Genomic DNA, 12,743 nt, shown 5'->3' on the forward strand with positions numbered 1-12,743 from the left:
CACGCCGCGCGACCGGGCCTCGAATCATGTTCGGGGGCGGTGGTTTCAGCGCGAGCGGCGCCGATAGCGCACGGTGCAAGGTTGCAGCAGCTGCACGACCATCTTGCTGTGGTCGTTGCGATAGCTGTGCGCGGGCTGCGCCATCTCGAACTCCCAGTCCCGCAGCAGGATCGAGAAGATGGCCTTCAGCTGCATGAGCGCGAACGCCGCGCCGACACAGCGATGCCGCCCGGCTCCGAACGGAATCCAGGTCCACCTATTGACGATGTCCTCCTGCTTGGGATCCAGATAGCGGGCCGGATCGAACAGGTCCGGCTGCGGGAAGTCGGCCGCGATGCGGTTGGACACCGCGGGTGTGGCGGCCACCAGATCGCCGGGGGCGATGCGATGCCCGCACACGTCGAAGTCCGCGCGGGCCACCCGCATCAGCACGATGAGCGGCGGGTGCAGGCGCAACGCCTCCTTGACGACGGCCTCGAGCTGCGGAATACGGCGCAGCGCACCGAAACTGATATCGGCGCCGTCGGCGTACAGCTCGTCGAGTTCGGTGACCACCCGGCGCAGCCAGTCGGGGTGACGCAGCAGCTCGATCACCGTCCACGCGGCGGTGCCCGAGGTGGTGTGGTGGCCCGCGAACATCATCGAGATGAACATGCCGGTGATCTCCCCGGCGCCGAAGCGGGGCGCGCCGTGTTCGTCCCTGATCGAGATCAGCACGTCGAGCATGTCGCGATCATCCTTGCCCGCAGGCGGATTCGCGTTGCGGCGGTCCATGATCTGCTGCACCAGCGCCACCAGTTCGACGCGCGCCGCATCGCGCCGCCGGAAACTCTCGATCGGCGCGTACGGATCCACGTAGGCCAGCGCGTCGGTGCCGCGTTCGAGATCGTGGTAGAGCCGGGCGAATCGCTCGTCGAGTTCGTCGCGGAACTTGGGGCCGATCAGGCACGCCGAGGAGGTGTAGATGGTCAGTTCGGCGAAGAAGTCGAGCAGGTCGATCTCGCCGGATTCGCCCCAGCCCGTGAGCATTCGGGACACTTCCCGTGCGATGGTGGCGGCGTGCCCGCGCATCTGCTCGCCCCGCAGGGCCTGATTGTGCAGCATTTCCTTGCGGCGTTCCGGCGGCGCGTCGAACACGACGCCTTCGCCGAAGATCGGCTTCATGAACGGATAGGCCGCGGCCTGGTCGAGTTCGTCGTCGCCGGCCCGGAAGAAGAACTCGTTGGCCTGTGCCCCCGACAGCAGGATCACCCGGCGCCCGGCCAGGTCGAACACCCCGACGTCGCCGCACTCGGCGCGCACCCGCCGCATCAAACCGATCGGATCGGTCCGGAATTCGTCGAGATGACCGTGTTCGCCCAGTCCACCCGAGACCCGTTGCGGAGTAATGAGACTCATGGGAACCCTCCGAAGCGCACGGCCCGCAGATCATATGGACACCTGTCTGGACAGTACTACGCCCGACGGGTGTCGACAAGGCCGTGCGTCAACCGCGACGGGTGAGGGGAGCGCGCAGGCCGAGGTGGTGGCGCAGCGTGGTACCCGTGTATTCGGTGCGATAGACGCCCCGTTCCTGCAGTTCCGGCACCAGCCAGTCGATGATCTCGTCGAGCCCGCCCGGGACCAGGTAGGGCGAGATGTTGAAGCCGTCGACGGCGCCCTGCCGGACCCAGTGCGCCAGTTCGTCGGCCACCTGGGTGGGCGTGCCCGCGAAACCCGAACGCTCCGTGGACGCGATGACCACCGCTCGCAGCGAAAGGTTTTCGGCTTCCGCGCGAGCACGCCATTCGCGCGCGATGCTCTGCGGGTCCTGGCCGTGCCGGGGCGCGCCGCGGGTCTCCGAGATGGGGCGTGGCTCCGGATCTTCCTCCGGCAGTGGGCCGTCCGGGTCCAGGTGCGACAGGTCCCGGCCCCACACCTGACCGGCCAGCGACAGTGCGGTCTGCCCGGTGTACTGGCCGGCCTTGACCCAGCGGACCTTCTCCTCGACCTCGGATTCCTTCTCCGCCAGCACGATCTGGGTGCCGGGCAGGATCTTGATGTCGTCCGCCGGCCTGCCCGCGGCGCGCAGCCGGGCGCGGATATCGTTCGCGAAGGCGAGCGCGTCGTCGAAATGGGTGCCGTGCCTGGAGAAGATGACGTCGGCGTGGGCGGTGGCGAAGTCCCGCCCGGTCGCGGAATCGCCTGCCTGGAAGATGACGGGATGCCCCTGCGGGCTGCGCGGCAAGGTAGGAGTGATCGCGACGCGGAAATGATCGGTGGACCGTTCGACCGGGCGCACCGCGTCCGCTTCCGCCCAGCCGGGACTCTGCGGTGACGTCGCGATCGCGCCGTCGCGCCAGGAATCCCAGATCGCCCGGGCGGTGGCGAGGAACTCACCCGCCCGCTCGTAGCGCAGTGCGTGGTCGAGATAGCCGCCGCGCCGGAAGTTTTCACCGGTCCAGGCGTTGTCGGTGGTGACCGCGTTCCATCCGGCACGCCCGCCGGAGATCAGGTCCAGTCCGCTCAGCCGTCGCGCGAGATCGGCGGGTTCGTTGTAGGTGGTGTTCTGGGTGGCGACCAAGCCGATATGCCGGGTGACACCCGCCAGCGCGGCCAGCTGCGCGATCGCGTCCGGCCGGCCCGCGATATCGAGTTCCAGGATCCGGCCGTCCTGTTCGCGCAGGCGCAGGCCCTCGCCGAGGAAGAACGCGTCGAACAGCCCGCGCTCGGCGGTCTGCGCGACTCGGCGGAAGGTCTCGAAATCGATCTGGGAACCGCTTGCCGGATCGGACCAGATGGTGGTGTGGTTGACGCCCTGGAAGAACACCCCGAAGTGGACCTGGGCGTCCGGGCGCGGCGGGACTGTCATCTCGTTGATTCCTGTCTAGTTCGTCGCGGCGTAGCGGTTGGCGGGGCGACCCAGTCCGAGATTGGCGCGCAGGGTCGAGCCGGGGACCGGCCGATGCGCGACACCCGTGCGCAGCAGCGCGGGCAGCACCTGCCGGGCGAGCACCGGCAGGTCTTCGTCGATGACCGCCGGATGCAGGCGCACGCCGTCCAGGTGGCCGCTGAGATGGGTGAGCAGATCGACCAGCGCCGCCGCGGAACCGGAAAAGGCCAGTCGGGCAGGGGAACTGGACGGTGCCGCGCCGAAGCGCTGCTCGGCCGTCGCGGTAGGGGTGTCCAGGGTGACGTCGATCTCGGCGAAGGTCAGCGGCGTGCCCGCCGATCGGGACCGCTGCGCCGCATCGATCGCGGCCGCGACGGAATCGGCGGCGACCAGCCGCACGTCCACCTCGCCGTCCGCGCCGAAGACGACCGGTTGTCCCTGCGGCGGTCGCGGCACGATCGCCGGACCCTTCACCGCGAAGGTCTCGCCGCGGAAGTCGATGTAGTGCAGCCTGTTCCGGTCCAGGAAGCGGCCGTTCGGGTAGTCGCGGATCACCGCGTCGTCCTCCCAGGAGTCCCAGAGTCGTCGGACGACCTCGATGGAATCCTTTTGCTCCCTGGCCAGTTCGGCGGCGTCGGTTACCTGAGCGCGCCCCCACGCGCGTGCGGCGCGGGGGTCGTCGACGCGTTCGGCGATCCAGCCCGCCCGGCCGCGGGAGGCGTAATCGAGCGTGGCGATCTGCGACGAGGTGTGGAACGGTTCGGCATAGGTGGTGGCGACGGTGGGCACCAGGCCGATCGTGCTGGTGGTCGCCGCCACGAACGACGCGCGGGTGACCGCGTCGATCCGGCCCGGGACATCCGTGGGCGGCAGAATGGAATCCGCGAAGGTCGCCAAGGTGAAGCCCGCGTTCTCGGCGACGGCGACCCGCTCGCGGACCGTGTCGCCGGCGAGCAGCCGATCCGGCGTATGCGCGGCGCGCCGCCACGCCTCGGGATGGAAACCTTCGCCGTCGAGTTCCACGCCGAGCGCGAAAACGCCCATCCGGCACCTACTTCCATCTTCGAGAATTCCGCGGCCGCCCCGTGGCCGGGGCGAAGCAGCCCTCTCGAGCTTGCTGCCGCCGCCCGCCGGGCGCGATGGTTTGCCTCGCCCTGATTCGAAGGATGACCGCACGAATCCCGCGAATCCCGGGTCCGCCGTGCGGATCCAGGGATTCGCACCCGCTCCTATCGGGCCGCGCGGACCGACAGCGCCGCGGCGACGAGCACCGTGACGCCCTCCGCGATCGCGGTGCCACCGAGCGCGTGCGCTGCGGACAGCGTGCTGGAACCGGCCAGCCCGAGGAACAGGGTGCCGAACGTGGCGATGCCGACTACGATGCCGAGCTGCACGTTGGTCACCAGGATGCCGCTGGCATCCGCGGCCAGCCGCATCGGGACTTTCGCCAGGGTCTTGGTCATCAGCGGGCTGAACGCGAGCCCGTTGCCGACGCCGCACACCCCGAGCAGCACCAGCACGAGCGCCCCGACGTCGGCGCCGTCGCGCAGCAGCGCGCCCACCGTGACCATGCTCGCGGCGGCGAGCACGAGACCGGCCGGAATCATCGCCGGGTGCCAGCGATGCGGGATGCGTTCCCAGTTGAGACCGGTGATCGCGAACGTCACGCCCATGGGAATGAACAGCAGGCCGGCGTGCAATGCGCTGTAGCCGAGTGTGCTCTGCAGGTGGATGGCCATGACGAACATCCACCCGCCGAAGGTCGCCATGATGACGAACAAGGTCGCGGCGGCCAGCAGCAGACCCGGCGCGGCGAGCACCCGGTGTGAGAACAGGGGTTCCGCGCCGCGGCGCGCGACGGCCCGCTCGATGCCGACGAACGCCGCGAAGCCGAACACGCAGGCGCCCAGTGAAATCCAGGACCACAGCGGCCAGTCCAGCTCCCGGCCGAGCACCAGCGGCAACACCAGCGCGAGTACCGCGGCGGTGAGCATGCCGAGTCCGGCCAGGTCGAGCTTGCGGTCGAAACGCTCGGTCACGGTGGGCAGGATGCGCGGCGCCACCACCAGCAGCACCACACCGATGGGCACGTTCACCAGGAACACGCCGCGCCAACTACTGCCCAGCACATCGGCATTCACGATGAGCCCGCCGAGCACCTGGCCGGCGACCATGCCGCCGGAGATGATCGCGGAGTACACGCTGAGCGCCTTGGCCCGGGCGTTGCCGGTGAAGTTGCGCTGGATGAGCGTCATGATCTGCGGCACCATCGCCGCCGCGCCCACGCCCTGCGCGAACCGGAAGACGATGAGCGACACCTCGTTCCAGGCCAGCCCGCAGACGAGCGAGGCGAGGGTGAACACCGCCAGCCCGGCGATGAACATGCGGCGCTGGCTGAACCGGTCGCCGAGGCGGGCCCCGGTCACCAGCAGCACGGCGTAGGCGATGACATACCCGGCGACGATCAATTGCAGCGCGGCGCCGGAGGTGTGCAGCGAACTGCGGATGGACGGAATCGCGACATTGACGATGGAGGCGTCGAGCACTGCCATGAACTGCCCGGTCAGGATCACGGCGAGGATGGCGAGGGTGCGCCGCGCACCGTACGCGGCAGGTGGGACGGCCGGAGGCGAAGCGACAGCGGGTGCCGCTGCCGCATCCGGCGACAGGATCTGGGTCATGGTTTCGATCTTGCGGTCCCGGCGGCACGGGTAACAGGAGCCCGTTGACACTGGTATCGGCAACACCTGGATAACCGATCGGTCCGTATAGTCCGAATTTCGCTACATTATTCCGGTCGCTGTGGGAAATGCCACTGGAGTTATCGGTGGTGGACGGGGTTCGGCGGAATACTTAGATAGGCTAACGTGTTTTGCGGATACAGGGCTTTCCTACTTGCGAACGAGGGAGACTTGCGACATGGCGACTGATTCGCGAAGCGATCGGCTACGGCGTCGAATTGCACAGTTGTTCGCCGAAGACGAGCAGGTGAAAGCCGCGGTGCCGGACCCGGAGGTGGTCGAGGCGATCCGGGCGCCGGGCCTGCGCCTGGCGCAGATCATGGCGACCGTGATGGAGCGTTATGCGGACCGCCCCGCGGTGGGGCAGCGGGCGAGCGAGCCGGTCACCGAGAGCGGTCGCACCACTTTCCGGCTGCTCCCGGAATTCGAGACCCTGACCTACCGCGAGCTGTGGGCGCGGGTCCGCGCGGTGGCCGCAGCGTGGCATGGAGATCCCGAAAGGCCTTTGCGGGCGGGGGATTTCGTCGCTCTGCTCGGCTTCACCAGCATCGACTACGGCACCCTCGATCTCGCGAACATCCATCTCGGCCTCGTCACCGTGCCGCTGCAGTCCGGCGCTGCGGCCCCGCAGCTGGCCGCGATCCTGGCCGAGACCACGCCGCGGGTGCTGGCCGCGACACCCGACCACCTCGACGTCGCCGTGGAATTGCTGACCGGGGGCGCCTCGCCGGAACGGCTGGTGGTGTTCGACTACCGCCCCGCGGACGATGATCACCGGGCGGCGTTGGAGTCCGCGCGCAGGCGGTTGAGCGACGCGGGCAGTGCGGTGGTCGTCGAAACGCTCGACGCGGTACGCGCGCGCGGCGGCGAACTGCCGGCCGCGCCGCTGTTCGTTCCCGCCGCGGACGAGGATCCGCTGGCCCTGCTCATCTACACCTCCGGCAGTACCGGCACGCCGAAGGGTGCCATGTACACCGAGGGGTTGAACCGCACGACGTGGCTGAACGGGGCGAAAGGCGTCGGCCTCACGCTCTGCTACATGCCGATGAGTCATGTCGCCGGGCGGGCCACCTTCAGCGGTGTGCTGGCCCGCGGCGGCACGGCGTACTTCACCGCACGCAGCGATATGTCGACGCTGTTCGAGGATCTGGCCCTGGTGCGGCCGACCGAGATGTTCTTCGTCCCGCGGGTGTGCGACATGATCTTCCAGCGCTATCAGGCCGAACTGTCGCGGCGCGCGCCCGCCGCGGACGCGAGCCCGGAACTCGAACAGGAACTGAAGACCGAACTGCGCTTGTCCGCGGTCGGGGACCGCTTACTCGGGGCGATCGCGGGCAGCGCACCGCTGTCGGCCGAGATGCGGGAGTTCATGGAGTCGCTGCTGGATCTGGAACTGCACGACGGCTACGGCTCGACCGAGGCGGGTATCGGCGTGCTGCAGGACAATGTCGTCCAGCGTCCGCCGGTCATCGATTACAAGCTCGTCGACGTGCCGGAATTGGGCTACTTCCGGACAGATCAGCCGCATCCCCGCGGTGAGTTGCTGTTGAAGACCGAAGGGATGATTCCGGGCTATTACCGGCGTCCCGAGGTGACGGCGGAGATCTTCGACGAGGACGGTTTCTACAAGACCGGGGACATCGTCGCCGAACTCGAACCGGATCGGCTGATCTACCTGGATCGCCGCAACAATGTGCTGAAACTGGCCCAGGGCGAGTTCGTCACGGTCGCCCATCTGGAAGCGGTGTTCGCGACCAGTCCGCTGATCCGGCAGATCTACATCTACGGCAACAGCGAGCGCTCGTTCCTGCTCGCGGTGATCGTGCCCACCGCGGACGCGCTGGCCGGCGGTGTCACCGACGCGCTGAACACGGCGCTGACCGAGTCCTTGCAGCAGCTCGCGAAAGAAGCTGGGCTGCAATCCTATGAGCTGCCGCGTGAGTTCCTGGTCGAGACCGAACCGTTCACCGTGGCGAACGGGCTGCTCTCGGGTATCGCGAAACTGTTGCGGCCCAAGCTCAAGGAGCATTATGGCGAGCGACTGGAGCAGCTGTACCGCGACATGGAGGCGAACCGCAACGACGAGCTGATCGAGCTGCGGCGCACCGCGGCCGAGCTGCCGGTGCTCGAAACCGTTACGCGGGCAGCACGTTCGATGCTCGGTCTGGCCGCGTCGGAGTTGCGGCCGGACGCGCATTTCACCGATCTCGGCGGTGATTCCCTGTCCGCACTGTCGTTTTCGACCCTGCTGCAGGACATGCTCGACGTCGAGGTCCCGGTGGGTGTCATCGTGAGCCCCGCCAACTCGCTCGCCGATCTGGCGAAATACATCGAGGCCGAACGGCATTCGGGGGCGCGCCGGCCGAGCCTGGTCTCGGTGCACGGTCCCGGCACCGAGGTTCGTGCCGCCGACCTGACCCTGGACAAGTTCATCGACGAGCGCACTCTCGCTGCCGCGAAAGCGGTTCCGGCGGCCCCGGCCCAGGCACAGACCGTCCTGCTCACCGGGGCGAACGGCTATCTCGGCCGCTTCCTGTGCCTGGAATGGCTGCAGCGACTGGACAAGACCGGCGGCACGCTGATCTGTATCGTGCGCGGCACCGACGCGGCCGCCGCGCGTAAGCGGTTGGACGCGGTGTTCGACAGCGGCGATCCCGAGCTGCTCGACCGCTACCGGAAGCTGGCCGCCGACCACCTGGAGGTGCTCGCGGGCGATATCGGCGACCCGAATCTCGGTCTGGACGAGGCGACTTGGCAACGGCTCGCCGCAACGGTCGACCTGATCGTGCACCCGGCCGCCCTCGTCAACCATGTGCTGCCGTACAGCCAGCTGTTCGGGCCGAATGTGGTCGGCACCGCCGAGATCATCCGGCTGGCCATCACCGAGCGCCGTAAGCCCGTGACGTACCTGTCGACCGTCGCGGTGGCCGCTCAGGTCGATCCCGCCGTCTTCGACGAGGAGCGCGATATCCGGGAGATGAGCGCGGTGCGGACCATCGACGCCGGGTACGCGAACGGCTACGGCAACAGCAAATGGGCCGGCGAGGTGCTACTTCGCGAAGCGCATGATCTGTGCGGTCTGCCGGTGGCCGTGTTCCGCTCGGACATGATCCTGGCCCACAGCACATACGTCGGTCAGCTCAACGTCCCCGATGTGTTCACCCGGCTCATCCTGAGCCTGGTGCTCACCGGCATCGCACCGTACTCGTTCTATGGGACCGACAGCGACGGGCAGCGCCGGCGCGCCCACTACGACGGCCTGCCCGCCGATTTCGTCGCCGAGTCGATCACGACCCTCGGCGCGCGAGCCGACTCGGGGTTCCATACCTACGACGTGTGGAACCCGTACGACGACGGCATCTCGCTGGACGAATTCGTCGACTGGCTCAGCGATTTCGGCGTGCCGATGCAGCGGATCGACGACTACGACGAATGGTTCCGGCGTTTCGAGACCGCGATCCGCGCGCTGCCCGAAAAGCAGCGCGACGCTTCGCTGCTACCGCTGCTGGACGCACACCGGCGGCCACTGCGCGCGGTGCGCGGTTCGCTGTTGCCCGCCAAGAACTTCCAGGCGGCGGTGCAGTCCGCGCGGATCGGCCCCGATCAGGACATCCCGCATCTTTCCCCGCAGTTGATCGACAAGTACGTCACCGACCTGCGCCACCTCGGCCTGATCTGAGACCTCGGCCGAGGAGGTCGCCGCGCGGCGCTCACCGGACGGCGGGCTCCGGGTCGGTGTGCCGGGATCCGGTGCGGCGCAGGCGGAGCAGCAGCAGGCCGGTGCCGAGCAGCACGACGGCGTACACCACGACGAAGCTATTGATCAGCACCTGGGCCAGTGGCCACCACGGCGGAAACAGGAACAGGCCGACCACAACGTAATTCGGGTCGTACTCCCAGGTCCACGCGCCCACCGAGACGAAGAGCGCGGCCGCGGCCAGCCACCAGACCGGTCGCGTCTGCGCACGATGCACCAGATAGACGAGCAGCGGGACGTACCAGACCCAGTGATGGTCCCAGGAGAACGGCGACACCGCGCAGGCCGTGAGCCCGGCGAGCGTGACGGCGAGCAGGTGCTCACCGTGCTCGTACAGTCCGGCGACGAGCACGAGGCTCACCAGGGCGAGTGGGACGGCGATGAGCAGCCACAGCCACATGGGTGCCGGATGGTGGGTCAGATGCGCGATCACACCCCGCACGGACTGATTGGACGGATGCATATCGTCGGCGATGCGATTGGACTGGAAGAAGGTGGAGGTCCAGTACTCGCGCGAATCGGTCGGCAGCACGATCCAGGCAACGGCGATGGTGGCGGCGAACGCCGCGCCCGCCGTCACGGCCGCGCGCCACTGTCGCAGCACCACGAACTGCGCGATGAAATAGATCGGGACCAGCTTGATGCCCGCGGCCAGGCCGACGCCGATACCGCGCAGCCGGCTGCGATCGGCCCGCGCGAAATCCCACAGGACGAGCAGCATCAACAGCAGATTGATCTGCCCGTAGAACAGCGTGGTCCGCACCGGTTCGAGGAACGCGCAGGTCAATGCCAGCAGTGCGCTGATCAGGGCCGACCGTGCTGTGCTGCGGTACCCGAGCAGCCGGAGGCTCAACAGCACGCAGCCGAACAGCACCAGCAGGTTGAAGACCATGCCGGTGTAGTTGACCGCCGCCCACGGCACCAGCACGATGGGAATGAAGGCGAGGGTGGAGAAGGGCGTGTAGGTATAGAGCAGCCCTGCCACCGTCGGTTCCGTGTAGAGCGGAAGACCGTGCAGGATGCGCCACGCGCCATCCCTATACACATGTACATCGAGCCCACCGGCCAGGATGCCCGCCCGATCGAGCCACGGATCGACCGTGGTGAACAGCAGGATCACCGCTAGGACCGCGCTTGCGGTCAGTATGAAAAGCGTTGGGCCCGAGCGTGGAAAGTCCAGCTGCCGGGATTTGCGCACAAGCGAGTAACTTACAGAATAAGTCCGCGCAGAGCATGACCCGAACTGTCGGGGGCCGGTGTCAGTGTGAATCGCCGCTGGTAGCCGCAATTTTTCGGGCGACATGCCGGGGCGTGGATCGGTCGTCGAGCGGGCTCGAATCCTCGCGCGCGGCCCGCTGAAACGGGTACCAGCAGCACCTGGATACGGTTAGCCGCATAGGGCACGATCGAACGATGACCGATGTGCTGGATGTTCGGGCGGTGCGCAAAGCGCGTCGCGCGGAGCTGGGAACGTTCCTGAAATCGCGCCGGGCCAAGATCTCGCCGGACGAGGTCGGGCTGCCCCCGGGGCCGCGGCGCCGCACACCCGGCCTGCGCCGCGAGGAAGTGGCGCAACTGTCCGGCATCGGGGTCACCTGGTACACCTGGCTCGAACAGGGCAGGCAGATCAACGTCAGTGTGCAGGTGCTGGACGCGGTCGCGCGCACGCTGGCCCTCGACGACGCCGAGCGGGCCCACCTGTACCGGCTGGCCGAGGTGCCGACGGTGCCGAGCGCACACGCGAACAGCGCACTGCCCGAAGAGATGCAGACCATCCTCGACCATCTGGTGCCGCTGCCCGCAGCGCTGCTCAGCGCGCGATACGACCTGCTGGCCTACAACGCCGCCTACGAATCACTGTGTCCCGGATTCCTGGTGGGGGAGCGCAACGTGGCCCGCCGGGTGTTCATGACGCCGCAATGCTGCAATACCTACCGGCACAGCTGGGACGACCTGCGCCGCATGGTCGCCTACCTGCGCGGGGCGTACGCGAAGAACCTCGACGATCCGAGCTGGCAGCAGTTCATCGAAGAAATGTGCACCGAGAGCGCCGATTTCGCGACCCTGTGGGCGCGCAACGACGTCGCGGTGCCGAACAAGCGGATCAAACAGATCCGGCATCTCGCGGTGGGCGACCTGGAAATGTTCATCACCAGCATGTCGTTGCCCGCCGTGCAGGGCGCGTGGGTGCAGATCTACACACCGACCGACGAAACCCAGTGGGCGCAACTGCACGCGCTGCTCGCGATGAGCAAAGAGGAACAGCAGCGGCCGTGGATCGAGCACCGCGAGCGTTACCATGCCCCCGCCGCGGCCGGCTGAGTTCCGGCCGATACTACGGTGATCCGCCCGTATCGCCGTCCCGCGGCTCGTCCGAGATGCGGAGCTGAGCGCGGTCGGGCTCGGAATCGGTGCTGACCGGCCGTGTTTCGGCGGTGAACCGGACATTCTCGCCGTCCGGATACACGCCGGTGCTGCGGATGTCGTACCAACCCGTCAAAGCGAGTCGTCGACGGCTCCCGCGGCCAGGCGTTGCAGTTCGGCGAGGGCGTGTGCCTGCCGCTCGGTGTCGCCGGCCTCGACGACCCCGGAGAGCCGATCGGCGGGGAAATCGCGGCAGCGGGCCAGTGCGGTCGTGGCGGGTTGCCCGGCGAGATAGGCGTCGCTGAAACGCGATTGCCACAGTCCGGCAGCGATCTGTCCGGTCCGCCCCGCGTCGGCTCGTGGCAGGTAGCCGCCGGCCTCTCCGGTGGCGGCGGCCCACAGATAGCCGACCACGGCGGCGTCGATCCGGACCGGGAGATAGCGGATGCGGGCATCGGTGTCGTCGACATACGTTCGCAACGGAACGCTGTGCAACGGTCCCCAGCCGTCCCGCCGGTCCGCCGGGGTGCCGTCGGGATAGGCGCCGTCCTGGACGAGCGGTCCGTCACCAAGGGGTGGCCCGTCGGGGTTGAGCCGGTCCCACAGTTCGGCCAGATCCGATGCGCCGTCGTGTTTGACGCCGGGGGGAATCGCACCGGCGACCGCGTCTTCGGGTGCACCGACCCACTCCTGGACCGCCTCCTGCGGTGTGCGGTCGCGCCGGGCCGCGTCGTCGAGCCGCCGCTCCCAGACGAGCAGACAGTCCAGATCGTCAGCGGCCGTGGCGAGATGGCGTTCGAAGCCTGCGGCGTAATGGTCGACCGAGGCCCACAGATAGCCGATCAGCCTGCCCTGCCGATGCACGGGCACGTAGGTGACGGCGCGGCGGGTCCAGCGACTGTAGGCGGACGGGGTTCCGGTCATGCTTGCTCCGATGTAGCGATAGCGGATTCCTTTGTCGGCGCAGGGCCTCCGGGATACGAGGCAGGACATAGTCGGGTCGGGCTGG

At 68.1% G+C, this 12,743-nt stretch carries 9 protein-coding genes; 2 read left to right on the plus strand and 7 right to left on the minus strand.

From position 1 onward, the window contains the following. Positions 1-45: 45 nt before the first annotated feature. From cyp51 to NVU01S_RS01405, 4 genes are all read right to left on the minus strand, one after another. Entirely contained in the window at positions 46-1,398 is a 1,353-nt protein-coding gene (gene cyp51 / locus NVU01S_RS01390; protein ID WP_043672320.1) for a lanosterol 14-alpha demethylase, read from the minus strand. Positions 1,399-1,486: 88 nt separating this feature from the next. Beyond that, entirely contained in the window at positions 1,487-2,851 is a 1,365-nt protein-coding gene (locus NVU01S_RS01395) for an NtaA/DmoA family FMN-dependent monooxygenase (protein WP_043672317.1), read from the minus strand. A 15-nt stretch (positions 2,852-2,866) separates the two neighbouring features. Next, on the minus strand, positions 2,867-3,916 hold the full coding sequence (locus tag NVU01S_RS01400) for an LLM class flavin-dependent oxidoreductase (RefSeq protein WP_043672314.1): 1,050 nt from the start codon (positions 3,914-3,916) through the stop codon (positions 2,867-2,869). A gap of 185 nt (positions 3,917-4,101) precedes the next feature. Further along, entirely contained in the window at positions 4,102-5,553 is a 1,452-nt protein-coding gene (locus NVU01S_RS01405) for an MFS transporter (protein ID WP_244467295.1), read from the minus strand. Positions 5,554-5,791: 238 nt separating this feature from the next. Here NVU01S_RS01405 and car point away from each other — a divergent pair, with 238 nt between their 5' ends. Beyond that, positions 5,792-9,292, plus strand: a complete 3,501-nt coding sequence (gene car / locus NVU01S_RS01410; RefSeq protein WP_043672312.1) for a carboxylic acid reductase — start codon at positions 5,792-5,794, stop codon at positions 9,290-9,292. Between the two features lie 31 nt (positions 9,293-9,323). On the opposite strand, the gene NVU01S_RS01415 is transcribed toward car, so the two are convergent. Beyond that, positions 9,324-10,490 (minus strand): glycosyltransferase 87 family protein, encoded by a 1,167-nt coding sequence (locus NVU01S_RS01415; RefSeq protein ID WP_043672310.1) that lies wholly within the window; start codon positions 10,488-10,490, stop codon positions 9,324-9,326. 293 nt (positions 10,491-10,783) lie between these two features. Here NVU01S_RS01415 and NVU01S_RS01420 point away from each other — a divergent pair, with 293 nt between their 5' ends. Then, entirely contained in the window at positions 10,784-11,692 is a 909-nt protein-coding gene (locus NVU01S_RS01420) for a helix-turn-helix transcriptional regulator (protein WP_043672307.1), read from the plus strand. 13 nt (positions 11,693-11,705) lie between these two features. Here NVU01S_RS01420 and NVU01S_RS43070 read toward each other — a convergent pair whose 3' ends face one another. Beyond that, positions 11,706-11,870, minus strand: a complete 165-nt coding sequence (locus NVU01S_RS43070; protein ID WP_156522218.1) for a hypothetical protein — start codon at positions 11,868-11,870, stop codon at positions 11,706-11,708. Beyond that, the gene (locus NVU01S_RS01425) at positions 11,867-12,658 is read right to left on the minus strand and encodes a hypothetical protein (protein WP_052280714.1); all 792 of its coding nucleotides are present in this window, start codon (positions 12,656-12,658) and stop codon (positions 11,867-11,869) included. The genes NVU01S_RS43070 and NVU01S_RS01425 overlap by 4 nt, the downstream gene beginning before the upstream one ends. Between the last annotated feature and the right edge of the window lie 85 nt (positions 12,659-12,743).

It is taken from the genome of Nocardia vulneris, assembly GCF_001613425.1.
GTDB classification, from domain to species: domain Bacteria; phylum Actinomycetota; class Actinomycetes; order Mycobacteriales; family Mycobacteriaceae; genus Nocardia; species Nocardia vulneris.